Source organism: Paenibacillus puerhi (assembly GCF_009846885.1).
Classification (GTDB): Bacteria; Bacillota; Bacilli; order Paenibacillales; family NBRC-103111; genus Paenibacillus_G; species Paenibacillus_G puerhi.
Window position 1 is genome coordinate 1 of sequence record NZ_WUWM01000009.1, and the last position, 26248, is coordinate 26248.

A 26248-nucleotide genomic window follows, 5' to 3' on the forward strand; every position below is an offset into this window, starting at 1 on the left:
GTCTCCTTCGTCAGTTCTCGCAAACCTTACGATAGGAGTTTAATAGGATGCTGGCAAGTGTCTCTTTTGCATTTAACTTAGCATTTTTACGCTGCAATATTCGGCACTTTTATTATGCAATAAACACATGCTACAGCAACAGTTGAAAATACGATGATTTTCATATTCATAAAACTGAAAACCTCCTAAATGTAAAACTATGTGACTGCTATATAGGTTGAACTAAAGCAATTCTTTCTTCCTAGGAAGGAGTAGGAGGAATAAGATTTTCGTAATGAAAAAAAGTCGCAGAGTTCCGGCGGTCATGCCGATGCCCTGCGACTTTTCGTCGCGCCTTAGTTTATTTTCCTTCCTCGTCGGCTGAGGGACCGTAGGCCCCCGGGACCGGAATATCGAGGAGCCGCAAATACACTCCAAGCTGCGCCCGGTGATGGACCATGTGGCTTAATCCGAAGGTGCGAAGGGCCAACGCCCGCGGTTGGCGCAGGATGATATGGTCGCCGTTGCGCAAGGTCCATTCCTCGCCGAGCGTTTTTTCGTCACATTCGGCTAATAGCTTCTCAAGCTTGACGACGTTCGCATCGAATTCCTCCAGCATGTCTTCGCGTCTTTGCAAAGGTTCCCGCCGAAGCGGCACGGTCGAAAGATCGAATTCCGGGTAAAGAAAAATCGCGACTTGCCAGTTCAGCAGATTAATCAGATGCGTGGCCAGCCCGCCCAGCGTCATCGATTTCACGTGCGGCTTCCACGTCATATGCTCTTCAGGCAAGCATTCCAGGGTGCGGCGTGTAGTGGCCAGTTCATGCAAGGCATCCCCAACGATTAATTGTTTAACCAAAGTTTTCCTCTCCTTCCTTATATGGCTAGCATACTATAACCCTCGCAGAATTTCACTAGATTTTTAAGTGATATTTACCATCACTATTGAGGCGGGACGTCCGAGACAATATACCCACATGTCGCTGGATCCCATGAAAACAAAAGCAAGCCCGGCCGGACTGCGGACAGTCTGCCGGGCTTGTCTCTATTTCTGCTGAAGCATCATGTTCCAAAGCTCAGTCGTATCGTACCCGAGGCGCCAGGCGGCGACGCCGGCCAGCTCATCCTTGGCGGCTATATCGATCCGCGCCTTGACGGTAGCTTCGTCCTCCAGCCAGAACACGTAAGTGAATCCGCCTTCTTTGTATTCCACTTTATACTGCTGGAAGGTAGGATCCCAGGTTTGAACCGCCTTCTTGTCACGGATCAGTGTGGGGATATCCTTCATCAGAACGGCTCGATTACTGATGAGCTTGCCGCTAGAGTCGACCTTCCATTCGCGAACATAGAAAGGGATGCCCATGATCAGCTTGTCGCGGGGGATGCCGTAGGAGAGGAACTCCGTCACGCCCTCCTCCACCCACTGAAGTCCGGCTACAGAGCCAGGCTCCGTGCTGCCCTTCCAGTGGTGATCGTACGTCATAGTGATGATATAGTCGACGATCGAAGCGAGCTTCTCATGATCAAAGGCTGTCTTTGCGTTCCACTTGATGCTGCCGCGCGGCAGATCGACGGACACCAGCAGATTTTTGGCATGCGCCGCATCCGTGAGCTCCTGCATAAAGGTCGTAAAGTTTGCCCGGTCGCTGGCTGCTAGACTTTCGAAGTCTACGTTGATCCCGTCTACGCCAAGCGAGGACGACTTACCGACCAGGGCGCTGATGAACTTGGCGCGCGCGTCCTTGGAGCCCAGGAATTTGGTCGTCAAGGATGCATCGAATTGGTTGTTGACGAGAGGGTGAACGGCTAACCCTTGTTTTTTGAGCCAAGCGACGGTTTCCTTATTCGACGTGTCCGTCATAGTTCCCGCCGGGTCAGCAAGGGTAAAATAGGTCGGAGAGACGACATCCAGTCCGACGGTCGTATTCACCTGGCTGCGGATGGTGGCGTCCGCCGAGCTGCCGTTCCAGCCCCAATACTGCAGCTTGCGCAGATTGTCCCAGATCGCCGAGCCATCGTCATAGAGACGGATGGAAGCGTTGCTGTAGTTTTTGGCATACTGGAGTGCCGAGCCGATGGTCGTGAATTCGCCTATTAAATTGGCATTTTGATAAACGCGATAATAGGGATAATTATTCCAAATGACTTGAGCTTTGCCGTTTAGCTTCGGCGCCTGCTCATTCTCGATCCGCGTATGTGCGAACAGCTTCGCATAGGCTATGGCATCGTCGATGCTCAGGAAGGCGTTCAGGAAGTTATCGTTCTGATAGACCTTGAACGGCTTTACATTAGAGAATACTGTGTTCCCTGTGCTCGTGTTAACGATGGTCGAGTTGCCCCAGCGCAGCGATTCGTTTAGGGCATCCTCCAGCAGGGCAAACTTCCAGTCCTCAGATGTATGATTTCCTTGATACACTTGATATACTTTGGGGTTTTGACTGCGCGCCTGCTTTTTAGTCTCCGCGCTCATGTTGTCCCAGACCCAGGCATGGGTATCCAGCTCGATGACATGGGAATTGGACCATTTCCTCGCCTCCGCGATCGCTTCGTTCAGCGTCCGGAAGGTCCATCCCGGCAGTGTGGCTTCCCCTTGATAAACGCGGTACTCGGGATAATTGTTCCATACCCAGCCGCCGGACTGCAGGTCCCTTACGCTGGCGTTGCCCCAGTTGGAGGCTTCCCGGATCGCTTGATCGAGCGTGGCGAATTCCCAAGCGGAGCTGCTATAGCCATGCTGATACACCTTATAACGGGGATAGTTATGCCATACCCAGTTGCGCGAGCCGATCTCCTCGACATGCGAGTCGGTATAACGGCGGGCAAAAGCTTCCGCCGACTTGTAGTCGGATGCTTCATAGAGCAGAGCCGTATCCTGGTATACCCGGTATTTCGTAGTCTTATCAGCTGCCGCGGCCGTACCGGCTACGGAGAAAAACAAGGAGAGGGCGGTCAACGACAGCAGGGTCTTGCGCTTCAACATGCATCAGCCTCTTTCTGTCCCAATATGCAGAGTCTAGTACTCTACTAATCGACGATGGAAGAGGGTTGAAAGTTGCACGGCAAAAGCTGGGGACGCAAAAAAACGGCATTCGCGAGCGGTTGTCCGTTCACAAATGCCGGTTCTTCTTTCATGCCCTATTAGACTGCCACGTAAGCGACGATCTCGTCCTCCAGCTCCAGCCGGATCTGATCGCGGAATACGCGCATATTCTGTTGGGTGTAGAGGAAGCGCTCGATAGCCTCCAGCAGGTTCGCTGCGATCAACACCTGACTGCGGCCTTCAGCATGCACCTCGGCGGAGAAGCCGTGATCCTCATCCCACATCATCTCAACCTCGACCTGGGTCGGTTGAATTTGCTTGCGGTCGGCGATGTTCAGACACACCGCATTGATGATATCCTGCTCGGTTAATTTCATGCCGGACACTCCTAGCGGTAGTCATTCCCGCGCGGGTCTTGATTAAGCTTCTTGCGGTCACGGAAGTGGATATAAATTTTGCGGATGACGACGACCAGAACAACGATCGCGAGCATGTTCACGAGAAAGCCTAGGATGTTGCCGAGCATGCCCAGTCCGCCGAACAGACCTCCGAACAGCATGCCCGCGAGGCCGCCGATCAACAAGCCCTTCATCAAGCCGCCGCTGAAAAAGCCAGGCTTTTTGGCAGGAGCCGCTGTAGACGCTGCAGGTGTTTTAGAAGCTGCCGGAGTGGAATTATTAACTCCGCTGTTAGGTTTTTGAGTCGTCGAGCCGCTGCTTGGGCTGTAGCTTTTCTTAGGCGACGAGTACCCCCTTTTGGCATCCACATGCTGAGGCGCGCTGAACGAAAAGGCGATGGTAGCAGCCATCAAGACGAGAGATAGTTTTTTCCACATGATCGTAACATCCTCCAGATATGAGATTGTTTTTAGTCAAACAGAGAGTAATACGTCTAATGTAGACGAAGGTTTCAACATTTAAACAAAATTGTTACCATGTTTTTAAAGGTAAGCTGGAATGCTCTAAGTAATTTGACTCTTGCGAATTCTGTCAACAAGCCCTGATTAGTCTATGATGTGACTTATCTGCTACAAACCGTGCATAGAGATGCATTTTTATAAGGCAGCTGATATCAACATGCGAGTATAAGAATGACGTTCGTCGCTCCAAAGCTCATCAGTTGCAAACTCATCCACGATGCCCCCTTATGCATGACGAGCATGCGATCACATATTTGCACTACAGCGGCAAGGTCTTGAGAAATGAATAGTACAGACATATTCAACTGCTGCTGTAAGCATTGAAGCAAATACAAGATTTGACTCTGCGTGATTACATCCAAGCTGGACGTAGGTTCATCGCAAATCAGCAACTGGGGACACAAGCTAATCCCGCGGGCAATGCAGGCACGCTGTCTCTGCCCTCCGCTTAGCTCGAGCGGGTACAGGTCCATGTGCTCGCCGGACAGACCCACCATTTTCAGCAGCTGCTCCGCTTTTTCCCTTCTGGATAACGTGTGCCCGTGAAAGAATGCAGGATGAACGTTCGGATAGTTGTCTAGCGGCTCCAATACGGAACGCCAAATCGGCAAGCGGTCGTTAAGAGAAGCAGTTGATTCCTGAAAAACAACTTGTATATGCTGTCGAAGTTGCCGCGGCTCTTGTTTGTTCGTCCATATTAAGGACTGTCCCCGAAATAGAATTTCACCTTGACCGGGGGCTCAAGAGCCAGAAGCAAGCGCAGCGGCGGTCAGGCTTTTGCCATGCCGCTTTCGCCAACAAGCGCCAGCATTTCTCCCTGGCGGATATCGAAGGAAACCTTTTGTATAAGCAGCTTGCGACGTTTCCGTTCCATAAACTCGACTTGCGATTCACCTACACGAAGAATGATTGGTGTTTTCTGGCTTAAAGCTAAGCGCAGCTTTGGATCGACGTTCTTATTGGACAAATGTATGACAGTCTCACCTGTCAAAAGCATGCACCTCACCTTAATATTTTGCTGCATCTGCGATGATTTGTGCGTATATCAAGCAGATCGCGCATGCCATTGCTGAGCAGATTGCAGGCCAGAACAACGAATAAGATACATAATCCCGGATACATCATGAGCTCTGGAGCAGCCTGAAAATACGGGCGTCCGTCATTAAGCATCGAGCCCCATTCCGGGGCAGGCGGCTGCGCACCCAAGCCAAGGCGCTACAGCAACGCCTCTTAAACGAAAACTCGTTCCCTTCCTCATACACGCCGCCCCTTTTGCATTCGAATGCGCGGATCTAGCGCTGCCAGACCGATATCCGAGAGCCAATTGGCAACGAGAAAAAAGACTCCGCTTAACAGAACATATCCTTGAACTACTGGATAATCGCGCAGCCTAATGGCTTCTATCGCGAGACTGCCCAGTCCCGGCCACCCGAACAAGGACTCGGTGACGACAGAGCCCGCTAACAGTGCGTCCAGGCTGATCCCGGACACCGCAATGATCGGAAGCAACGCAGCACGCATCGCATGCCTGAGTGTAATGCGCCATTCCTTTATACCTCTTGACCAAGCCGCCCGAATGTACTCCTGCGATAGCGTATCCAGGAGACCGGCGCTTTGCTATCAGCGATCCCTCTTTCAAATGAAGCCTTTACCGCCGTGGCATCCAGCTTTGTCCCGTTTTGAAAGCTATCCAAGTCATCGGGTCCGTAGATTCCCATTTGCTTGCCAGCCAGGGTACAACCTGCATGTTCTCATCCAGACGGACTAACGTCTCCGTCACGCCGGCCCGGAGCGCGATCCGTTGTGCGGATCAAGCGTATCTACAGGGAGACTGTGGATAAGGGTTAATTGTTTGCTTCCAGTCAGGCATAATGAGAACGTCATAATCAGAGCCAAGCATAATCTTAGGATACTGCGCTTCCTAACTTTCAAAAATTATCATCAGATGCTCTCCTTGTGATCTAAATGGCTTTCTATTCTGAAATGGAAGCTTATTCAAATTGTATAACGCATCCAGCACCGTTCCTATGACCTATAAGAGCTATCGGAATGAATGTTTTGTGAAAAAAAGGAGACTTACGAATGTGTATTGACGATGTTTTGAATTAATGACATTGCTAGTGAAAAAGTATCGATTGACAATATTAATCGTTATCCTTACAATTAGCTGTGTTATAATCGTATTTTTTACGAATAAAGAAGCCTGCCCTTCATATTCAAAAGAAAAGACGGAATATAGGGATGGGTATTGGGGGGATTGCTATCACGAATGTAGAGAAAGTAAGAGCCAAATCTTAGCGGATGGTATGAAGTTAGCCGGTGATCCATTATTTTAATATCTTAATTAAATATCCTAACTATGGGGGCTATTATGAAAGTTAAAGTAAAAGCATTCACTAAAAAACGGACTTTATCGTATTTAGCAATGGCATTATCAGTGTTATTGGTAGTGGCAGGCTGCGAAACTGGTTCTTCGGTACAGGAAAGTAAATCCAACTCGCAGAGCTCGATAGCGGTTAAAGAGGATTTGGTGCTGGCTGTTGGAAAAATGGACGGCGGGCAGTTCGATCCCAAGAAGGGCTGGGGAATGACGCAAATTCGTTTGACCCATAGCTCACTGTTGATGATCGACTCTGATCTCAACTTTATTGGGGATCTTGCAAAGTCTTATACAATCGGTGAGGATTCCCTTACGTGGACCTTCTTCTTGCGCGGCGATGCCAAATTCTCCAACGGCGAGCCCGTTACCGCGGAGGATGTCAAGTTTACATATGAAATGCTCAAGGCGGATGGTATCAAGTTTGATTTGACGTTTGTCAAGTCAATAGAAGCCTCAGACAGCCACACAGTCGTCATCACGCTACACGAGCCGCGTTCCACATTTGTAAGTCAGCTCACAGAGATCGGAATTGTCCCCAAGGCTCATTACAATGATAACTATTCCAAAAATCCTATTAGCTCTGGCCCATATAAGGTGGTCCAGTACGATGATGGACAACAAGTTATTCTGGAATACAACCCTTACTGGTATGGGAAACAGCCCCAGTTCAAAAAGCTGACCTTCCTTCTTCTTGCGGAGGATGCTTCCCTTGCAGCCGCAAAAGCCGGAGAAGCTGACATTGTCTACGTTCCGCCGACATTCGCAAATCAAAAGGTGAATGGTATGACGCTTCGTACCTATGAGAGCATCGACTCCCGTGGAATCATGCTGCCCACGCAACCCAGCGGCGGCAAAGGCATGACAAACGGTAAAGAAGTGAACAGCGGCAACGATGTAACCAGCGATCTGGCCATACGCAAGGCGCTCAATATTGGACTGGACCGCCAGAAGCTTCTGGATGTGGCTTTGGACGGCCACGGTAAAAAAGCATATTGTCTTTGCGACAATATGCCGTGGTTCAACGAGAAAACCATGGTCAAGGACGGTGACATTCAGGGTGCCAAACAGCTCCTCGCCGAGGGAGGCTGGGTAGATGCCGACAAGGATGGCATTGTGGAGAAAAATGGTCGAAAGGCAGAGTTTGACATGTATTTCAGCTCCAGCGATCAGCTTCGCAGCGACCTTTCTCTTGCCGTTGCAGACCAAGCGACCAAATTCGGCATCAAGATTAATACTATTGGCGTTACCTGGGATGACATATATCTCAAGGGCAAGACTGCGGCGGTGGCCTGGGGTGGCGGCAGACATCACCCCCACCAGCTATACTCAATGAATTCCTCTCTGAGGATGAACAAGGGCATCGATAATATGTCAAACTACCAGAACCCCAAGGTGGACGAGTATTTGAATAAGGCGCTCACTGCTTCCACACAGGAGGAAGCCAATAAAAATTGGAAGCTAGCTCAGTGGGATGGAGAAACGGGCTTCAGTGGTATCGGGGACGCGCCGATTGTTTGGCTAGTGCGTGTGGACCATTTGTATCTGGCAAATGAAAAGCTGAATCTCGGCAAACAGCCGGTTCATACCCACGGTCATGAATGGGCATTATTCGGCAATATAACAGAGTGGACATGGAGCAACTAGATTCAATGATTATAACGTGATTAAGGGAGTTTTTGGAGGCTCTCCGCTTCCGAAAACTCCCTTTCCTGTAAGGGGGGAAGTTACTGTGACCAAAAGCATCGTTATTCGTCTGATTCGCGTTGTGACCCTGCTGATCGGGTTATCTATCCTGACCTTTTCTCTGATCCATCTGTCTCCCATGGATCCGATCAATGCTTATATCGGAGGCGATAGCTCGGCGTCGCCGGAGCAAATTGAGAGCTTGAAAGAATACTGGGGCCTGGACAAAAGCCCCGTGGAACAATACATTTCCTGGGCAGGAGCGCTGCTTCAAGGCGACTTTGGAACTTCGAAGCTTTATCGCAGTCCGGTCATTGATATTATCCAAAGTCGTTTTCTGACATCACTTGCCTTAATGGGGACTGCATGGGTATTATCGGGGGTTATCGGATATTTGCTTGGCATGACCGCCGCCATGAATCGGGGCAAGATGATTGATAAAATCATTAAATGGTACAGCTACACACTGGTATCCACTCCGATCTTCTGGATGGGGCTTATTCTTTTAATCGTCTTTGCAGTGTGGCTAAATTGGTTTCCCGTGGGCTTGTCCGTACCAGCCGGCGTGTTGGAGAGCGACGTGCGGTTCATAGATCGGGTTCATCATTTTGTTTTGCCGGCTTTGACGCTAAGTATTTTGGGGGTTGCCAATGTAGCGATGCATACTCGCGAGAAAATGATCGATATCTTAAACACGGAGTATATCATTTTTGCAAAGGCAAGGGGAGAAAGCAAGTGGCAAATCTTCAAAAATCATGGCTTGCGGAACTCCGTCATTCCTGCTATTACCTTACAGTTTGCCTACTTCGGTGAGCTTTTCGGAGGTTCCATGCTGGCGGAGCAGGTATTTGCCTATCCGGGGCTGGGCAGCACCTTAACCACGGCCGGATTAAAGGGAGATCTTCCATTAATGGTAGGTATTATTCTGATAAGCTCCCTGTTTGTATTTGCAGGGAATCTGATTGCCGATATTTTGAATAGGATGGTAGATCCGCGTACAAAGGGGGCGAGCTAGGATGCAGAGCATACAAGAAGAGCGAGCTAACATGCGGAGCATACGAGAAGAGCTGAATGTCCGAAAAAAAATGCTGCTGCTGCTGGCGTTTTCTGCCGGTTTTCTGTTTGTCATCCTGATTCTTAGCTTTTGGCTGAGCAATGACAATCTTCGTCTGGGCGCCGGGAGCAAAAACCTTGCCCCAAGTCTTGAACATTTATTCGGGACAGACTGGCTCGGACGAGATATGTTCACGCGGACCATCAAGGGACTGCGTCTGTCGCTGGCCGTAGGTGCGCTTGCTTCTCTGCTCAGCGTTCTAATTGCAATCGTGATGGGAATTTGCGCGGCGACCTTCGGCAAAGCGGGAGATGCCGTTATTTCCTGGATTATCGACTTGTTTATAGGTATGCCGCATCTCGTTTTCATGGTTTTGATCTGCTTCCTTGCCGGTGGCGGTATTCATGGAATTGTATTGGGCGTTTGTCTGACGCATTGGACCGCGCTCGCCAGGGTGGTTCGTTCTGAGGTGCTGCAAATCAGAAGCGCCGAATACATCCAAATATCTAGAAGTTACGGGAAATCCGCGTGGTATATCGCAAGAAAACATATAATGCCGTCTATTTTCCCTCAGATTATGATCGGCTTTCTATTGATGTTTCCTCATGTGATTTTGCATGAAGCGGCACTGACCTTCTTGGGGTTCGGGCTATCTCCGCAAACTCCGGCCATCGGTATTATCTTATCCGAGGCAATGAGCCATATTTCTACCGGAAAATGGTGGCTGGTCGTTTTCCCGGGACTGCTTTTAGTAGTAGTCGTAAAAAGTTTTGATAGTATCGGTGAAAAGATTCGTATTTTGGTGGAGCCATCTAGCTCCAATGAATAGAGGGATGCATAATGAGTGCCGCACAGAAAAAACCATTGTTAAAGGTGGAAAGCCTGTCGATTGGCTTTTCTCAATATGTTAAGGGTACACAAAAACGCCTAATACGGCCCATAGCAGATATGCATGTCGATATTGATGAAGGGGAAGTTGTGGCAGTAGTAGGAGCCAGCGGCTCGGGTAAAAGCCTGCTGGCGCATGCTGTGCTGGGGATCCTGCCCGGCAATGCCATATGCGGTGGCAGCATGGTGTACAAAGGAGAAGAACTGACACAGAAAAGAAAGGAACAGCTCAGGGGAAGAGAGATTTCCTTCATTCCACAGTCTGTCAACTATCTTGATCCTCTCATGCGTGTTGGGCGGCAGGTACAAATTGGGCTGGATAAGAAAACTGCACAGGAAGAGCAGGAGAAGCTATTTGCACAATATGACCTGAAGAAGAGTGATGGACGGTTGTTCCCCTTTGAGTTGTCGGGGGGGATGCTCCGCAGGGTGATGTTTGCAACAAGCGTCCGGGAGGGTGTCAAGCTTGTCATTGCCGACGAGCCAACGCCTGGAATCCATCCGCAGGCGCTTTCCGAAATTTTAAGGCAACTCAAGCAATTTGCTAAAGAGGGTGCGGGGGTCATGCTGATTACCCACGATATCGTGTCGGCATTGGACATCGCAGACCGAGTAGCTGTTATCAAAGACGGAACGACAGTTGAAATCTCCGAAGCGGCGGCTTTTGAAGGCAAGGGCGAACGATTGAAAACGGAGTACACTCAAAGGTTGTGGAGGGCCTTGCCGCAGAATGATTTCGATTTGGAATTTACGGGAAGGGCAGGAGAGATACAATGCCTCTGATTGGAGAGAAGCTGGGTCACTATTATCAAAAAGACCGTTGGATATTTAAGGATATCAACATTTCTGTTGCTCCAGGTGAGGTGCTTGGTTTATCCGGCTACAGCGGATGCGGAAAAACGACGCTCTCCAGAGTCTTGGCTGGTTATATTTCTCCCAGGGCAGGCCGCGTAACGCTGGGAAGCAAGGCTATGGATCGACGAACTTTTCGCCCGGTACAATTGATTTACCAGCATCCGGAAAAGGCGATTAATCCGATGTGGCGTATGCGGGATGTTGTGACTGAATCGTATGTGCCCTCGCAAGACATTCTGGATGCATTCGAAATTCGGGAGGAATGGATGAACCGTTGGCCCGTTGAGCTTTCCGGTGGCGAGAAGCAGCGCTTCTGTATTGTCCGTGCTCTGAATCCCGCCACAAAATATATCATTGCCGACGAGATGACCACCATGCTGGATGCGATTACACAGGCGAAAATTTGGAATGCGTTTCTCAGCATATGCAAAAGCAGGGACATTGGCGTCATTGTCGTCAGCCATGAGGCCAGCCTTTTGAACCGTTTATGCGACAATATATACAAGGTGGGTGAAGAGACTGCCTTCAGCACCACGACTTGAAGTACCTTCTGGAAAACGATGAGGGTATACTGCCGATCAGGCCGCAATGAGTTGCGAATGATCGGCTTTTTCAGTTGATTGACCAACTCAGATGCGCGTCCATGTTATTTTCAGGGAGATACTGTCTTCGAGCGAAAAAAAGAACTTGACGATGGCCGCATGCAGATTTACCATAGAGGCGGGACAACCCCTTTTCTTGGAAATTTGGTGTGGTAACCGTAATTTCGTCAAGAAGGCTCGAAGTCCTCTTTTTGTTGGCCAGAACGACAAGCGTTCTGATCATTCGAGCCGAACCTGCAAGGTTCTAGCCGACATTTTTTGCAAGAGTCAAGGTTAGTAAGGAAAGAGTGAGGTGGGAACAATTGGCCGGATATCCGGATGATTATGTAAGCTATCTTGTCTACTTTCATGCGGAGAGAGACTATTTCGAGTGCCATGAGGTGCTTGAAGAATATTGGAAGGAGCATCCGGAGGATCCGAATAGCGAGGCCTATGTCGTGCTGATTCAGATTGCTGTAGCCTCTTACCATGAACGGAGAGGACGCCGCGGCGGAGCGGCGAAAATGCTGGCAGGAGCCGTGGAGCGGATGAAGCGGACTTCCTTGGCTCCGCTCGGACTTGATCACGAGGAGACGCTGCAGCGGATGGAACGACGACTTCAGGAGCTGAGGGGAGCGGAGAGGGAGTTTACGGATCTGAACCTGCCTATAGCCGATCTCGGGCTGCTGACCGCTTGCCGGGAACGCTGCCGGACGATGGAGGACTGGGAGAAGCCGAGTCCGATGGACGATATTTTCCTGGTGAACAAGCACACCCTCCGAGACCGGAGCGGCGTCATCGCGGAACGGCTCAAGCAGAAGCAGCTGCGGCTCTCTGCGCGAGGGAATGGCCAAGCGGAAGGGGATAAGCCAACTTTAGAATGGCCTCTTGCGGGAAAAGTTAAGGATCAGCTACAATAAACCAAGACTTATAGACAAACCATACCCTGAAATCTATGGAGCGGAGGAAAAAAGCTATGAACGATTCCTTAAAAAAAATATTGGAATACAACCAGGTTTTCGTCGAGGACAAAAAGTACGAGCCTTACTTGACCTCGAAATTCCCGGATAAAAAGTATGTCATCCTCACCTGCATGGATACCCGGCTTATCGAGCTTCTGCCGGCCAGCATGAACATCAAGAATGGCGACGTGAAGATTATCAAATCAGCCGGCGGCATCATCAATACGCCGTTCGGCGGGCTGATGCGGAGTATAATTATCGCGATCTACGAGCTGGGGGCCAGCGAGGTATTCGTCATCGGCCATTATGACTGCGGGATGAGCAGCGTCAATCCGGAGGCCGTCAAGCGGAAGTTTATCGAACGGGGCATCAAGCAGGAAACGATCGATATTATCGAATATTCGGGCATGAACCTGGAGCGCTGGCTGCAGGGCTTCGACGACGTCCGGGAAAGCGTGCGCGGCAGCGTGAAGCTGATCCGCAACCATCCGCTGATCCCGGATATCCCGGTGCACGGTCTGGTCATCGACCCTACGACCGGCAAGCTGGACGTCATCGTGGAAGGCTAGCTTCTTCAGGCCCTGCAAGTGCAGGTTAAGAACGCTTGTCGATCAAGCTCATATATGCGTTGTAGATTTGGCCGCTGCTCTTCAATACGAAGGCGCGGCCTTCGTTTTTATAATCGACCGTCATGCGCTCCTCGAAGTAAATCTCATGCTTCTTGTCGACCCATACGGCATGCTGGAGCCCGGTAGCCTCAACCTGGAAATCATTCGGCTGAGGGGCGCTTTCGATCCATAAGGTAGGGACGCCGCTGACCGCGCAGCCGCAGCCCTCGTTATCGTACACGAGCTTCAGGATGGCTGCCTGTCCCGCTTCCAGTCGTTGATCGATAGCGGCGGCCGCCTGAGTGGTGAATGTGATGTGCATGTGGGTTTATCACTCCTTCGCTCCTATTCTGACGGAAGTTGCTTCTCTTTTCAAGACCAAGTATGATCAAGAGTATACCAAGGATTGGGAAAGGGGAATGCGTATGGGTACGGAATCACACGCCGCCAAGTGGGAGCAATTCAAGCAGTATGTGAAGAAAATGAAAAGCTACGAGGAAGCGATCGGCCTCATCTATTGGGATATGCGGACCGGCGCGCCGAAGAAAGGAATCGCCGCCCGCTCCGAGGTTGTCGGCGATCTCTCCGGCGAGCTCTTCAAGCTGTCGGTATCCGAAGAAATGCGCGAGTTCATCGACTATTTCTCGAAGCCTGAGCATCAGGAGCAGCTTAGCTTTATCGACAAGCGCATCGTTAACGAATGCAAGCGGGAATATGACCGGAGTAAAAAAATACCGCCGGAGCGTTACCAGGAATACGTCGTGCTGACCGCGCAGGCGGAATCGGCCTGGGAGGATGCGAAGGAGCAATCCGATTTCGATTCGTTCCAGCCGTATCTGGAGAAGATCGTGGAGTTCAATCAAGAGTTCATCGAGCTTTGGGGCTATGAGGGCCATAAATACAATACGCTGCTCGACATGTATGAGCCAGGCATGACGGTCGAGAAGCTGGATCAAGTTTTCGGGGCGCTGCGCGAGCAGGTCGTTCCGCTGCTGGCGGCCATTCAGGCATCCGGCGCCAAGCCGGATACCGGGTTCCTCAAGCAGACGTTCGATCAGGAGAAGCAGAAGAAGTTCAGCCTGTTCATCCTCGAACAGATGGGCTATGACTTCGACGCCGGGCGTCTCGATGAGACGGTGCACCCCTTCGCGACCGGTCTGAACCCCGGAGACGTACGCATTACGACCCGCTATCTGAAGGACGATGTGAACAGCGCTTTATTCGGCACGATCCACGAAGGCGGCCATGCGCTGTACGAGCAGAATATTTCGCCGGAGCTGCTCGGAACTCCGCTGTGCACTGGCACCTCCATGGGGATTCACGAGTCGCAGTCCCGGTTCTGGGAAAATATGATCGGCCGCAGCCGTCCGTTCTGGAGCCGGTATTACGCCGAGCTGCAGGCGAACTACCCGGGGCAATTCGACGGAGTGAGTGCAGAAAGCTTCTATCTGGCCACCAATGAGGTGAAGCCGTCTCTGATCCGGATCGAGGCGGATGAGCTGACTTACAATCTACATATTATGATCCGGTACGAAATCGAGAAGGCGCTGTTCGACGGCTCGGTGAAGGTAGCCGATCTCCTGCGCGTATGGAACGAGAAGTACCGCGAGTATCTCGGCATCGAGCCTGCGAATAACGGGGAGGGCGTGCTCCAGGACGTGCATTGGTCCGGCGGCGCATTCGGCTACTTCCCGTCCTATGCGCTTGGCAATATGTACGCGGCGCAGATCGCGAGAACGCTGGACCGCGAGCTTGGGGGCCTGGATGCGCTTGTCGCGAAGGGCGATCTGCATCCGATCAAGGCCTGGCTCGCCGATAAGATCTACCGGCACGGGAAGAGCCTCACTCCTTCAGAGATTATTCTGGAGGTTACCGGCGAGGAGCTTAATCCCGACTATCTGGTTGACTATCTGCGCGAGAAATATAGCGATATTTACAAGCTGTAGTCTTTGCTCCGCTTCAAGGAAAGGGCGCTCCACTCATCAAGCAGGATGGGCTGGGGGGCCTTTTTTTGGCATGGGCCGAGAAGGCGATGCGGATGAGGGGCGGCACAGGGCATGTCTTTATTTGGCGAGACCCCGCACCACTCGCTGGGCGGATGCATATTCTGCCAATGACTTCTACAGGGAGTGAACACGGGGAGGGACTGGCTTATGAATAAAAGATTCGGCCGCAGCGGAGCTGCGCTGGCCTTGGCGATGTCCGGCGTGCTGGCGGCGATGGTCCTGCTGGCGGGGTGCGGCCCGGGAGCGAAGGAGGGTGCGGTGAAGGTAAGGATCGGCGAAGTGACGAGGTCCATCTTCTATGCTCCGCAGTATGTCGCGATTCACAAAGGCTTCTTCAAGGAGCAGGGGCTGGAGGTTGAGCTGACGACGACGGCAGGAGGCGACAAGACGATGACAGCGCTGCTCTCAGGCGGCATCGATGTGGCGCTGGTCGGCTCCGAAACCTCGATCTACGTCCATCAGCAGGGCAGCGACGATCCGGTACTGAACTTTGCTCAGCTGACTCAGACCGATGGCACCTTTCTTGTGTCGCGCAAACCGCCGCAGGGGGAGTTTGACTGGAAATCGTTGAAGGGCTCGACATTTCTGGGGCAAAGAAAGGGCGGCATGCCGCAGATGGCCGGAGAATTTACGTTGAAAAAGCATGGAATTGACCCGAAGAAGGATCTGAACCTGCTGCAAAATGTGGATTTCGCCAATATTCCTACGGCCTTCGCTTCCGGGACCGGGGACTACGTGCAATTGTTCGAGCCGCAAGCCACGATGTTTGAGAAACAGGGCAAGGGCTATGTCATCGCTTCCTTCGGCGTGGAAAGCGGCAATCTGCCTTATACGGTATTTATGACCAAGAAGAGCTATATGACCAAGCAGCCCGACACCGTGCAAAGGTTCGCCAATGCCGTGCAGAAAGCGCAGCTCTGGGTCGCAACCTCGACGCCGGAGCAGATTACGGAGGCGATCCTGTCTTTCTTCCCGGACACTGACAAGGAAGTCATTGCGGGAGTCGTCAAACGCTATAAAGATCAGGGTTCATTCGCTGCGGACGGGATCGTGGACGAGACGGAATGGAACAATCTGCAGGATGTGATGGAAGCGGCCGGCGAGCTGAAGCAGCGGGCAGAGTACGGCAAGCTGGTCGATAACCGCTTTGCGGAGAAGGCGAAGTCGACCGTCAAGCCATAAGCGTCCAGGCGACAGGGGGGGAGACGGTGAAGACGAATGCGAACACGACGGTAGAGACGAATGCCGACAGAGCTGCCATCGAATTAGTCGGGGTCTCTCATGTCTATGTGAATAGTAAGGGAGCTTACCCGGCTCTGACCGGTATCGATCTGCGCGTCGGGGCGGGCGAATTCGTCAGCATTATCGGCCCAAGCGGCTGCGGGAAGACGACGATTCTGTCGCTCATCAGCGGGCTGCTGTCTCCAACCAGGGGTGAAGTGAAGGTGATGGGAGAGCCGGTGAACAGACCGACCGCTCAGGTCGGCTATATGCTGCAGCAGGATTACCTGTTTCCCTGGAGGACGATAGAGGAAAATGTCAGCTTGGGGCTGGAGCTGCTCGGCCGGAAGAACGCGTCATCCACCCGATATATCCATGTGCTGCTGGAAGAGATGGGGCTGGAGGGCTTCCGGCACGCCTTCCCCCAGCAGCTGTCGGGAGGAATGCGCCAACGAGCGGCGCTTGTACGTACGCTCGCTGCCCAGCCCGGCATTCTGCTGCTGGATGAGCCGTTCTCGGCGCTCGATTATCAGACCAAGCTGCAGCTGGAGGATCTGATCGTCGATACCCTGAAGGCCAAAGGAAAGACAGCCGTTCTCGTCACCCATGATATATCCGAGGCGATCGCGATGAGTGACCGGATCATCGTACTTCAGCCCCGGCCTGGCCGGGTGCTTGCCGAGGTAGAGGTGCCTGAGCCGATCCGCAGCGCGCTGCCGCTGGATGCGCGCGAGAAGGAAGGCTTCCATGAGCTGTTCCGATCGCTATGGGGGATGTTCGAACAGATGGAGAAGATCGAGAAGATAGAGAAGATAGAGAAGATCGAGATGCACGGGGAGAAGGGAGGGGTTCCCGATGGAGGATGAGGGAAAACGGCCGCTAGGCGATGATGAGATGCAGTCTCTGACGAGCCGGGTATACGACTCCTACAGGCAGAAGGAGCGTAGAAGAACAAGGCAGGTCCGCTTCGCCCAGGCGGCTTTGCTCGCCTTGTTTCTGCTCGTGTGGGAAGCGGCGGCCCGGCTGAAGTGGATCGACGGTCTCCTGTTCAGCTCCCCGAGCCGGATCTCCGTCATGATCTATGAGAAGACACTGGACGGCTCCTTGCCGCTTCATACGGCAGTTACGGTATGGGAGACGATCGTGGGCTTTGTGCTGGGCACGTTGGTCGGGACCGCCGTTGCTGCTCTACTCTGGTTTTCCCCGTTCTTGTCCCGTGTTCTCGATCCGTATATCGTCGTGCTGAACAGTCTGCCGAAGGTGGCGCTAGGCCCTCTGTTCATCGTGGCGCTAGGGCCCGGTGCGCTGTCCATCGTGGCTACGACGCTGTCTATAACCGTTATCATTACGATATTGGTCGTGTATACCAGCTTCCGGGAAGTCGACCCTCAGCTGCTGAAGGTGGTCCAGCTGTTCGGAGCTGCGCGCCGGACGGTGTTTCAGAAGGTGATTCTGCCCGCTTCTTACCCGACGATTGTCTCGACGCTTAAGGTGAATGTCGGTCTTTCGTGGGTCGGCGTCATCGTAGGGGAGTTTCTGGTCTCGAAGCAGGGGCTCGGCTATCTGATCATCTACGGATTCCAGGTGTTTAACTTCACTTTGGTTATCGGAAGCGTGGTCGTCATCGCGCTGGCCGCCACGGTCATGTACCAAGGGGTCTCGTATCTGGAGGGCAAGCTGGTGCGAAGGTGAGGGCATAAGGGCTGTCGTGCGAGGGGCCTTGGCTGCGCCTCGTAAGCATCGGGTGCTCAAGAAGCAGCTTAAGGGGAGGATGAAAAAGCAAGGACCCAGCACGCGGCGCCGGGTTCTTGCTCTTATCTGCCGTTGTTCCCCGATGCGTACTCGCAAATGCGGAGGGGACGGAGCGAGAAATCGTATCAGTCTAATTAGTTGGCAAGCTTTGCCGCTTACAGACTCAGTTTATCGAACCTCGTTTTAATGTCCTCGATCAGCAGCTTCGCAGCGATAATCCCCCCGGATGTATTCCATATCGGTTCATCCACAAGGAAGGCCCGTTGGTTCTTTACGACGCTCAGGTTTTGTCCCAGAGGACTGTTCAGCCATTCATCGGCTGTTTTGGAGGCGCCGGTTTCGCCGTCGCGGTCGGATGTGAAGTAGAAAAAGACATCGCCATCCAGTACGGTGATTTGCTCCTTTGTAATATCGGCGGAGAACTCGTTCTTGTTCTGGGCCTCAGGCCGTGCGAAGCCTAGCTGATCCAGGACCACTCCGGCAAAGTTGTTCTTATAGTAGACGCGTACTTTTCCAGCTTGGAATCGGGCTAGGGATACACGCATGCTTGTCTTATTCCCAAGGGCCGCCTTCGTTTGTGCCACGGCTTGATCATAGCTATCTAGAACCGCCATGCCCTCGGTTTCTTTGTTTAAAGCCTGGGCATAGAGCTTAAAGTTATCGATCATGCTGTCGCCGAGATTTTCGGTAAATACCGTAGGCGCGATTTGGCTCAGCTGCGGGTACACTTTCTCCTGTCTGACTTTGGTTCCGAGGATCAAATCTGGCTTCATGCTGGCAATCAGCTCCAGATTGGGCTGCGTTTCATCGCCAACGACCTGCACGTCGGTCATTTGGTCCTTGATATGGTCAAACCAAGGATCGCCAATCCATGACTTAACGGCGGCGACCGGCTTGATGCCCAATGCCAGCAAGGATTCGGTCCCTTGGTTCGTCAACACTACGATACGCTGGGGCGTCCCGGTAATCGTCGTTTCGCCCATCGCGTGCTGGATGGTGCGAACCACAGCCTCGTCCTTCTTGACGTCGGCGGGCTGGACCGTTTGCTGATTGCCGCAGGCGGCTGCCAGCAGAGACATTGCGGTCAATAAGGTTACTGCGAGTTTCTTTTTAATGCTAACCATTCTTACTACCCCTTCCTTCTGCATCGACGCGATAATGAATATCATTATCACTTAAATGCGCGCAGACTTCTTCCTTGTTCGATATCGAGCAGGAGTATGCGACAGATCATGTTACATATGTAACATATGATATACTTGTAACATTAAACGAAAAGCTTTTTTCATGCAATGCTTGCGGGGGCGATATTCAGTAAAATAGACAGAAGAAAGGATGTGTCACACTTTGGGCGAGCAGAAGGGCAAGCTAGCTCAACGATCGCAAGAATGGATTCAAACCGCTTTATTCCAGCTGATGGAGAAAAAAGAGTATTCCCATATCTCAATAACTGAAATTGTCGAGCGGGCGGGACTTGCAAGGCAAACCTTTTATCGGAATTATCAGGACAAGGATGAGATCTTACTGAAATTTTTGGATCAATTCCTGAAGGGCATGTGGCAGGATGTCGGGGAAGCTGCTGTGTTCAATGAAAAGATGTTCATTCAATTGTTCCGAAAGTGGTCAAGCCATGCTCCCGCGGCCTTGATCTATAACATCAAGACAAAGGACCGGAATATCCGACAGCTTATTTATAAAAGCATCTGCGATTATTTCGACGGGCTGTTCGCCATGGCCAAGCACGAGTCGAAGGGGAGCGTAGAGGAAACCTACCGCTTCTATGCGCATAAGTCGTTATCCTCGATCGTCCACTTGATGCTGATCGAATGGACGCTGAACGACTTTCACCTGACGCCAGAAGAAATCGGCGGATTGGTCAGCGAGATGAGTGTATCGATCCGGTCCTACTTGTAGAAGAGCTAAGCTCGCTAAAATGGTTGTCAGACCTGAGGCGAAGGAGTAAGATGATTGACAATACTTTTCCTCAGAAGGCGTGGGAGTTCAGATGGGAATCCGCATAATCAAGACGGCGATCGCTGTCATAATCGCTATTTATATCGCTCAGGCGCTCGGGCTCGCCTCACCGCTATCGACGGGCTTGCTCGCCGTGCTCGGTGTCGATGTGACTAAAAAACGAAGTATTGCGACCTCGCTGCAACGAATAGCCGCTTCCCTATGCGGTTTGCTGCTCAGCGTCGGACTGTTTCTTCTGCTAGGCTTTCACGTCTGGGTCATCGGTCTTTATATCCTGCTGCTATATCCCGTCCTAAGCCGGCTTAAGTTGAAGGACGGCATCGTGACGAGCTCGGTCGTCATGTTTCACTTGTTCGCAGCCCGGGACGTTAGCCTGGAGCTGGTCGTTAACGAGATAGCGCTGCTGGCGGTCGGCCTCGGGACGGCGACTTTGATCAACATTATGTATATGCCGAAGGAGGACAAGCAGCTTCTGAAGTATCGCTCGGACCTGGAGGGGCTCTACGCCCGCATCTTCATCGAGCTATCCCGCCATCTGCGGGACAGCTCCTATGTATGGAGCGGTAAGGAGCTGCTGGACAGCGGAGATTTGCTGCGCAAAGCGAAGGACGCCGCTATGAGAAAAACCGAGAACAGCCTGGCCCAGGAAAGGGCCGGCTGGAGCGTTTACTTTTATATGAGGGAACGCCAGCTGGAAGGCATCGGAAGAATGACGCAGCTGGTCGCCCGTATTTATCAGACATTGCCTCATGCCGAGCTGCTGGCCGTTATCTTCGAAGGCTTGAGCGAGGATGTGAAGATTCCCCACTATACGGGCAGGTCCGAAAGGGAACTGATGCGGCTGGAAGAAGAGTTCAGGCGCATGGCCCTTCCGGGGACGAGGGAAGAATTCGAAATCCGCGCAGCTCTGCTTCAGCTGGTGGAGGAGTTGAAGGTCTTCCTGGATGCTGCCAAAAAAGAAAAGCGCCCGGTGGGCGCCAAGGCTTAGCTTGGAGGCATCCGGGCGCTTGCGGAGGAGCCCGTGCCTGTATCGGAAGCGGAATGCGAAAAAAAGTTATCACACTAGACGACTGTCCTGCATACAAATGTATGGAATGATTGTATGGAGGAGGTTAGAAGGATGTCATTAGATAAAGACTTGCAAGTCAGAGAGATCTATACGAAGGCTGTCTGCGGCAAAGGACGTAAATTTTCCCAGGTAACCAACACGGTCACTCCGCCTCATGCTCCGACCAGTATTTTGGGCGCTTGGATTATCAACAACCAATATGACGCGGTTAAGGCTGGGGAAAACGTGGAGGTAGTGGGTACTTACGACATCAACATCTGGTATTCCTACGACCGGAACACCAAGACCGATGTGGCCAAGGAGACGGTATCCTATGTGGAGGTCGTACCGCTTCATTACTTGGACAAAAGACATAAGTCGTCGACGGCTGAAGTGGCCGCTATCGCCACCCAGGAACCGAACTGCGTGGAAGCGAGCATCTCCTCCAGCGGAGCTAGCGTGCTGATCCGCGTAGAGCGGGAATTTAAGGTGGAAATGATCGCAGAGACGAAGGTTTGGGTGGTGGTAAGCCCGAACGGCAGCGAAGATTTTGACGATAAGCATGTGGACTTCGGCACCGACGACGGCGACTTTGAGGATCTCGACCCGGATCTGCTTGACGACGAGCTGGGCTGAATCGAATCCGATAGTACTGCAGTATATGCCTGTTGGATTCATTTCGGCAGAGGGCGTCAGCCCTCTTTTTTGTTTCCGGGCGGCTTTTGCCGCAAATTAGGCTTGATCCGTCCCGGTATCGAACGGGCGGGAGCGGTACATCATGGCCGTCTTCACTATGGCGGCAGAGGAGGGGCGGTATGCGCGCTTTTTTGCTCCATTCCAATGAACCGGGCCTCGATGAGCTGCTTTCGGGCCTGGTCATCCCGCATGGCGTCAAGCTGCCGGAGGGCCGCGCGGAGGAACGCCGCTTGATTTATTGGGGGGCCTATCACCCGGACAAGGGGGAGGCGGCAGCCCTGCAGCCGGTCAAGAGCATACTGGCAGCGCTGCAGCCGCAGCGTTCCGCCGAGCTGCTCCGGCTGCACGGCCTGAATACAGCGGCGGAGATCGAGGGCGGCGATGGCGAAGGGGAGCGGTGGACGCATGAATATATCGTGCCGGTGTTTCACCTTAAAGCGCTCACGGTGTTTCACCGTACAGGAAACGGGGTCTTCTACGGGGGGGACAGGTTAGCCGGCCACCCGGTTCGGCCCCGGGAGGATCGAGACTACACGGAGATAGGTCTTGAGCAGCCCGGATATTACGCCACCCGCGCTTTGCGACTGGCGATCCGGAGCCTGTATGCGCTTGGTCTGGATTACGGCGTGGTGCGGGTCGGTGTGCGAACGGACGCTACGCTCTCCGTTCGGGGAGTCGACCCGATCCCCAAGCTGACCCCGCGCCTGGCCGAGCTGTTCGCCCAGGCGATCAACCTCTTCGGCCAGCGGCTGGCGCGGGAATTCGAGAGCGGCGCCAGCCGCGAGGTCATGCTCGGAGCCGACCCCGAGTTTCTGCTGCTGAACGAGCGGGGGAAAGTAAGATTCGCTTCCCAATTCGTCGGCCGGGAAGGCCCGTTTGGCTGCGATGCGATCGTGCTGCCCAGCCGACGCAAAGTATTTCCGCTGGCCGAGCTGCGACCGGCCCCCAGCACGGATGTACGGAAGCTGATCACGCATCTGCATCGAACGATGCAATTGGCCGCCAAACGGATTACCGATGCCGAGCTGACTTGGGTTGCGGGCGGCATGCCGGTACGGGGGTTTCCCTTGGGGGGGCACATCCACTTCAGCGGGATCGAGCTGGATGTGCAGCTGCTGCGCGTCCTGGATAATTATGTCGCGCTGCCGCTCACTCTTCTCGAGGACATGACGACGTCCGCCCGTAAGCCGGAGTACGGCTTTCTGGGGGATTTCCGGCGGCAGCGTCACGGCGGCTTCGAATACCGGGTGCTGCCCAGCTGGATGGTATCCCCCTCGGTAGCTAAGGGAGTGCTGGCTCTTGCCAAGCTTGCAGCCGAGCATTATCCGCTGCTGAAGCGCAGACCTCTCGGCGAGTATGAGACGGTCAAGGCTTACTACCAAAGCGATAAAGCGCGCATCCGCCCCCTAGTGCCGGCGCTCTGGAACGATTTGGAAAAGCTTAGAGGTTATGAAGCGCTGGAATCGTATCTGCTTCCTCTCCGCCGGATGATGCTGCAGATGCGCTCGTGGAGCGAGAAGGACGACATCCGGCCCAAGTGGAAAATAGCTCCGTTCCTATAAGAAACGGGTGTTCTCAAGATTTTCATGATATACTAATAGATAACTAGCGGGGGCGCTGTGGCCCGGCGCGCAGGGCGGCATGAGCATACCGGACAACGGAGAGCGGGTGCCGCTCTCGCGCGGCCAGAACCGGGCGCCGCCTGTCCCCGAGGCATGAGTGTTGGAGGATGGAGAATGGCCAAATATACGCCCATGATGGAGCAGTACCTTGCCATTAAAGAAGAGGCGAAGGACGCTTTTTTATTCTTCCGGCTGGGAGATTTCTATGAAATGTTTTTCGAAGATGCGATATTGGCGGCACGTGAGCTTGAAATCACGCTGACCGGCCGGGGCGGAGGGGCAGAGGAACGAATCCCGATGTGCGGCGTTCCCTATCATTCGGCCGACAACTATATCGCCAGACTGGTAGAGAAGGGCTATAAGGTCGCCATCTGCGAGCAGGTGGAAAATCCGGCCGAGGCGAAAGGCGTCGTACGCCGGGAGATTGTGCGGATCGTCACGCCGGGAACCGTGATGGATACAAGGTCGCTCAGCGAGACGGCCAACAACTATATCCTCGCCGTTCTGGCGGATGAAGCGGGCTATGGACTGGCCGCCTGCGACCTGTCCACCGGCGAGCTGTATGTGACGCGGCTGACCGGCTCGGCAGAGCGTCTGCTGGACGAGCTTAACGTGTACAATCCGTCCGAAATATTGGGCGAAAGCGGTTTGCTGGAGCAGATCCGCTCGGGGACGTCCGCTTTTCTGCGGACCGCTGTTCTGACGGAGAGGCGGCTGGGAGCGGCCGGCGAAGGCGGAGACGGAGACAGGCTGCAGCCGCTTACGGCCTACTTCCCGGACAAGCAGTTTGATTCGCTGCCCGAAGGCGGCAAAGCTGTGCTCGGTCTGCTGATGGAATATTTGCAGGAGACCCAGAAGCGCTCGCTCGCCCACATCAAGCATATCCGCGTGTATGAGCCCGACCAGTTTATGATGATGGACCCGTTCACCCGGCGTAACCTGGAGCTTGTCGAGACGGTGAGGGACCGCTCGAAGAAGGGCTCGCTGCTGTGGCTGCTGGATAAAACGGTGACGGCTATGGGCGGCAGGCTGCTGCGCAAATGGATCGAAAAGCCGCTGATGCAGGCTTCCCTGATCGAGGAGCGGCTGGAGGCGGTCGACCGTCTGTACCATCAGCTGATTCTGCGCGACGAGCTGAAGCAGTCGCTTAAGGATGTGTACGATCTGGAGCGGCTCACCGCGCGGATCGCCTATGGCAGCGCCAATGCGCGGGACTTGGTCGCGCTGGGCTGCTCGCTTGCCCAGGTGCCGCAGCTGCGCGAGCTGTGTGCGGGTAGCGGCTCGGCTACGCTGGCTGCGCTGGCGGCGAGAATCGACCCGTGCGCGGATCTTCAGGAGCTGATCGCAAGCTCGATCGTGGACGAGCCTCCCGTGTCCGTGCGAGACGGAGGGATGATCCGGCCCGGCGTCAGCGAGCGGCTGGACCAGCTCCGGGAGGCCAATACGAACGGGAAGCAATGGCTGGCTGAGCTGGAGCGTCAGGAGCGCGAGCGTACCGGCATCAAATCGCTGAAAATCGGCTACAACAAAGTGTTCGGCTATTTCATCGAGGTCACCAAGTCCAATCTATCGGCATTGGAAGAGGGGCGCTACGAGCGCAAGCAGACCTTGGCCAACGCGGAACGCTTCGTTACACCGGAGCTCAAGGAGAAGGAGACGCTCATTCTGGAAGCCCAGGAAGGCATGGTCGACCTGGAGTATGAGCTGTTCACACAGCTTCGCGAGCAGCTGGTCGCGCATCTCTCGCGGCTTCAGGGGCTGGCTGGCCTGATCGCGACGATCGATGTCTACCAGTCGCTCGCCCACGTAAGCGCAGCCCAGCGGTACAGCCGACCGCAGATAGGGGAGTTCTACGGTCTCGAGATCGAGGTAGGCCGGCATCCGGTCGTCGAGGCGGTGCTGGAGGACGGCTCGTTCATCGCCAACGATACGTCCCTGACGCGCGACGGCGGCTCCATGCTGCTCATCACCGGTCCGAATATGGCCGGCAAAAGCACGTATATGCGCCAGGTTGCGATGATCAGCGTCATGGCTCAGATCGGATGCTTCGTCCCCGCCAGGCGGGCTGTCGTGCCGATCATCGACCGGATCTTTACCCGGATCGGAGCAGCGGACGATCTGATCGGCGGCCAGAGCACCTTTATGGTCGAGATGATGGATATCCAGGTAATGACCGAGAAGGCAACGGCGAAGAGTCTGGTCATCATCGACGAGCTGGGACGCGGCACGTCCACCGGCGAAGGGATGGCTATCGCCCAGGCGGTGATCGAGTTTCTTCATGACCGGATCGGCTGCAAAACGCTGGTGTCGACCCACTTTCACGAGCTGGCTCATCTGGAGGACAGTCTTCGCGACCTGCGCAACGGCTGTATGGCGGTGAAGGAGAGCGGACAGAACGTGACGTTCCTGCGCAAGCTGATCCCCGGTGCGGCGGATACCAGCTACGGGATTTACTGCGCTCAGATCGCCGGCTTGCCCGGCTCCATCATCGACCGCTCTTACGAGCTGCTCCATGCCTTCGAGGCGAGGACGGAGCTTGGGCAGGGCGAACGCCAGACTTCGGCGACTACAGAGCTCGCTGGCGTTGGTTCCTCTCCAAGCTCCCGCATCCGGCCCCCTGCAGGCGGCGAGATACTAGGCGGAGCTGAAACGGACAGAGACGTATCGGGGCTTCCGCTTGAGGCTGCACGAGGAGTTGGCCGAGAAGTTGCCAGAGAGCCTGCAAGAGAGGACCAAGCGCAGGTGCAGGAGCCAGTGCAGGCGGAGTCCAGGGAAGATTCGGATCGAAACGCGATCCAGCTCAGTTTATTTCCCGCCGAGGTCGCATCTCCCGACAAGCCGTCCAAGAGGGACGTCAAGGCGGACAAGGTGCTGGAGCAGCTTCGCGCTGCGGATCTGATGAATATGACGCCGATGACGGCAATGAATTTGATTTACGAGCTAAAGAAGCAGTTGTCCGGCTAAAGACGCAGGAGCGTAT

25 protein-coding genes and 1 pseudogene are annotated in these 26248 nt (G+C 53.7%); 16 read left to right on the top strand and 10 right to left on the bottom strand.

Annotated features, from left to right (window positions below):
• Window positions 1–340 precede the first annotated feature (340 nt).
• The 8 genes and pseudogenes from GSF01_RS09670 to GSF01_RS09700 all read right to left on the bottom strand — a co-directional run bounded on the left by GSF01_RS09670 (window position 341) and on the right by GSF01_RS09700 (window position 5540).
• Window positions 341–838, bottom strand: coding sequence for a DinB family protein (locus GSF01_RS09670; protein ID WP_159883350.1), 498 nt, complete (start codon window positions 836–838; stop codon window positions 341–343).
• A 186-nt stretch (window positions 839–1024) separates the two neighbouring features.
• Window positions 1025–2959 carry a glycosyl hydrolase family 18 protein gene (locus GSF01_RS09675; RefSeq protein ID WP_201305352.1) on the bottom strand — a complete coding sequence of 645 codons (1935 nt, stop codon included), beginning with the start codon at window positions 2957–2959 and terminating at the stop codon, window positions 1025–1027.
• A gap of 158 nt (window positions 2960–3117) precedes the next feature.
• On the bottom strand, window positions 3118–3396 hold the full coding sequence (locus GSF01_RS09680) for a YxcD family protein (RefSeq protein WP_159883352.1): 279 nt from the start codon (window positions 3394–3396) through the stop codon (window positions 3118–3120).
• An 11-nt stretch (window positions 3397–3407) separates the two neighbouring features.
• Complete coding sequence (locus GSF01_RS09685) at window positions 3408–3854, bottom strand: hypothetical protein (protein WP_159883354.1); 447 nt, start codon at window positions 3852–3854, stop codon at window positions 3408–3410.
• A gap of 236 nt (window positions 3855–4090) precedes the next feature.
• Window positions 4091–4660 carry an ATP-binding cassette domain-containing protein gene (locus GSF01_RS30345; protein WP_159883727.1) on the bottom strand — a complete coding sequence of 190 codons (570 nt, stop codon included), beginning with the start codon at window positions 4658–4660 and terminating at the stop codon, window positions 4091–4093.
• Between the two features lie 47 nt (window positions 4661–4707).
• Window positions 4708–4929 (bottom strand): hypothetical protein, encoded by a 222-nt coding sequence (locus GSF01_RS09695; RefSeq protein ID WP_159883356.1) that lies wholly within the window; start codon window positions 4927–4929, stop codon window positions 4708–4710.
• 11 nt (window positions 4930–4940) lie between these two features.
• Window positions 4941–5150: pseudogene (gene nikC, locus GSF01_RS29600) on the bottom strand (nickel ABC transporter permease subunit NikC); the annotation flags it as partial.
• A gap of 42 nt (window positions 5151–5192) precedes the next feature.
• Window positions 5193–5540, bottom strand: coding sequence for an ABC transporter permease (locus GSF01_RS09700; RefSeq protein ID WP_159883729.1), 348 nt, complete (start codon window positions 5538–5540; stop codon window positions 5193–5195).
• A 769-nt stretch (window positions 5541–6309) separates the two neighbouring features.
• Here GSF01_RS09700 and GSF01_RS09710 point away from each other — a divergent pair.
• From GSF01_RS09710 to GSF01_RS09740, 7 genes are all read left to right on the top strand, one after another.
• On the top strand, window positions 6310–7962 hold the full coding sequence (locus tag GSF01_RS09710) for an ABC transporter substrate-binding protein (RefSeq protein ID WP_159883358.1): 1653 nt from the start codon (window positions 6310–6312) through the stop codon (window positions 7960–7962).
• Window positions 7963–8047: 85 nt separating this feature from the next.
• A complete protein-coding gene (locus tag GSF01_RS09715) occupies window positions 8048–9016 on the top strand; it encodes an ABC transporter permease (protein ID WP_159883360.1) in 969 nt (322 codons plus the stop codon).
• A 1-nt stretch (window position 9017) separates the two neighbouring features.
• Entirely contained in the window at window positions 9018–9884 is an 867-nt protein-coding gene (locus GSF01_RS09720) for an ABC transporter permease (protein WP_235941382.1), read from the top strand.
• 11 nt (window positions 9885–9895) lie between these two features.
• Window positions 9896–10726, top strand: a complete 831-nt coding sequence (locus GSF01_RS09725; RefSeq protein ID WP_201305353.1) for an ATP-binding cassette domain-containing protein — start codon at window positions 9896–9898, stop codon at window positions 10724–10726.
• Window positions 10717–11340, top strand: a complete 624-nt coding sequence (locus tag GSF01_RS09730; RefSeq protein WP_159883362.1) for an ABC transporter ATP-binding protein — start codon at window positions 10717–10719, stop codon at window positions 11338–11340. The genes GSF01_RS09725 and GSF01_RS09730 overlap by 10 nt, the downstream gene beginning before the upstream one ends.
• A 362-nt stretch (window positions 11341–11702) precedes the next feature.
• Window positions 11703–12299 carry a DUF309 domain-containing protein gene (locus tag GSF01_RS09735; protein ID WP_159883364.1) on the top strand — a complete coding sequence of 199 codons (597 nt, stop codon included), beginning with the start codon at window positions 11703–11705 and terminating at the stop codon, window positions 12297–12299.
• 56 nt (window positions 12300–12355) lie between these two features.
• A complete protein-coding gene (locus tag GSF01_RS09740; protein WP_159883367.1) occupies window positions 12356–12910 on the top strand; it encodes a beta-class carbonic anhydrase in 555 nt (184 codons plus the stop codon).
• Between the two features lie 25 nt (window positions 12911–12935).
• On the opposite strand, the gene GSF01_RS09745 is transcribed toward GSF01_RS09740, so the two are convergent.
• On the bottom strand, window positions 12936–13271 hold the full coding sequence (locus tag GSF01_RS09745; RefSeq protein ID WP_159883369.1) for an iron-sulfur cluster biosynthesis family protein: 336 nt from the start codon (window positions 13269–13271) through the stop codon (window positions 12936–12938).
• Window positions 13272–13374: 103 nt separating this feature from the next.
• On the opposite strand from GSF01_RS09745, the gene GSF01_RS09750 reads away from it, so the two are divergent.
• The 4 genes from GSF01_RS09750 (at window position 13375) to GSF01_RS09765 (ending at window position 17868) form a co-directional block, all read left to right on the top strand.
• A complete protein-coding gene (locus tag GSF01_RS09750) occupies window positions 13375–14895 on the top strand; it encodes a carboxypeptidase M32 (RefSeq protein ID WP_159883371.1) in 1521 nt (506 codons plus the stop codon).
• A gap of 207 nt (window positions 14896–15102) precedes the next feature.
• Window positions 15103–16137, top strand: a complete 1035-nt coding sequence (locus tag GSF01_RS09755; protein ID WP_159883373.1) for an ABC transporter substrate-binding protein — start codon at window positions 15103–15105, stop codon at window positions 16135–16137.
• A 26-nt stretch (window positions 16138–16163) separates the two neighbouring features.
• The gene (locus GSF01_RS09760) at window positions 16164–17042 is read left to right on the top strand and encodes an ABC transporter ATP-binding protein (protein ID WP_159883375.1); all 879 of its coding nucleotides are present in this window, start codon (window positions 16164–16166) and stop codon (window positions 17040–17042) included.
• Window positions 17032–17868, top strand: coding sequence for an ABC transporter permease (locus GSF01_RS09765; protein WP_235941383.1), 837 nt, complete (start codon window positions 17032–17034; stop codon window positions 17866–17868). The genes GSF01_RS09760 and GSF01_RS09765 overlap by 11 nt, the downstream gene beginning before the upstream one ends.
• Window positions 17869–18083: 215 nt before the next feature.
• Here the strand turns inward: GSF01_RS09765 and GSF01_RS09770 are convergent, their stop codons facing one another.
• Window positions 18084–19052 (bottom strand): ABC transporter substrate-binding protein, encoded by a 969-nt coding sequence (locus GSF01_RS09770; protein WP_159883377.1) that lies wholly within the window; start codon window positions 19050–19052, stop codon window positions 18084–18086.
• 223 nt (window positions 19053–19275) lie between these two features.
• Here GSF01_RS09770 and GSF01_RS09775 point away from each other — a divergent pair, with 223 nt between their 5' ends.
• The 5 genes from GSF01_RS09775 (at window position 19276) to mutS (ending at window position 26232) form a co-directional block, all read left to right on the top strand.
• Window positions 19276–19842 (top strand): TetR/AcrR family transcriptional regulator, encoded by a 567-nt coding sequence (locus tag GSF01_RS09775; protein WP_159883379.1) that lies wholly within the window; start codon window positions 19276–19278, stop codon window positions 19840–19842.
• A gap of 91 nt (window positions 19843–19933) precedes the next feature.
• Complete coding sequence (locus tag GSF01_RS09780; RefSeq protein WP_159883381.1) at window positions 19934–20890, top strand: aromatic acid exporter family protein; 957 nt, start codon at window positions 19934–19936, stop codon at window positions 20888–20890.
• Window positions 20891–21022: 132 nt separating this feature from the next.
• Complete coding sequence (locus GSF01_RS09785) at window positions 21023–21586, top strand: outer spore coat protein CotE (protein ID WP_159883383.1); 564 nt, start codon at window positions 21023–21025, stop codon at window positions 21584–21586.
• A 179-nt stretch (window positions 21587–21765) separates the two neighbouring features.
• Window positions 21766–23208: a putative amidoligase domain-containing protein gene (locus GSF01_RS09790; protein ID WP_159883385.1), complete on the top strand. Its 1443-nt coding sequence runs from the start codon at window positions 21766–21768 to the stop codon at window positions 23206–23208.
• A 174-nt stretch (window positions 23209–23382) separates the two neighbouring features.
• Window positions 23383–26232: a DNA mismatch repair protein MutS gene (mutS, locus tag GSF01_RS09795; protein WP_159883387.1), complete on the top strand. Its 2850-nt coding sequence runs from the start codon at window positions 23383–23385 to the stop codon at window positions 26230–26232.
• Window positions 26233–26248: the final 16 nt, after the last annotated feature.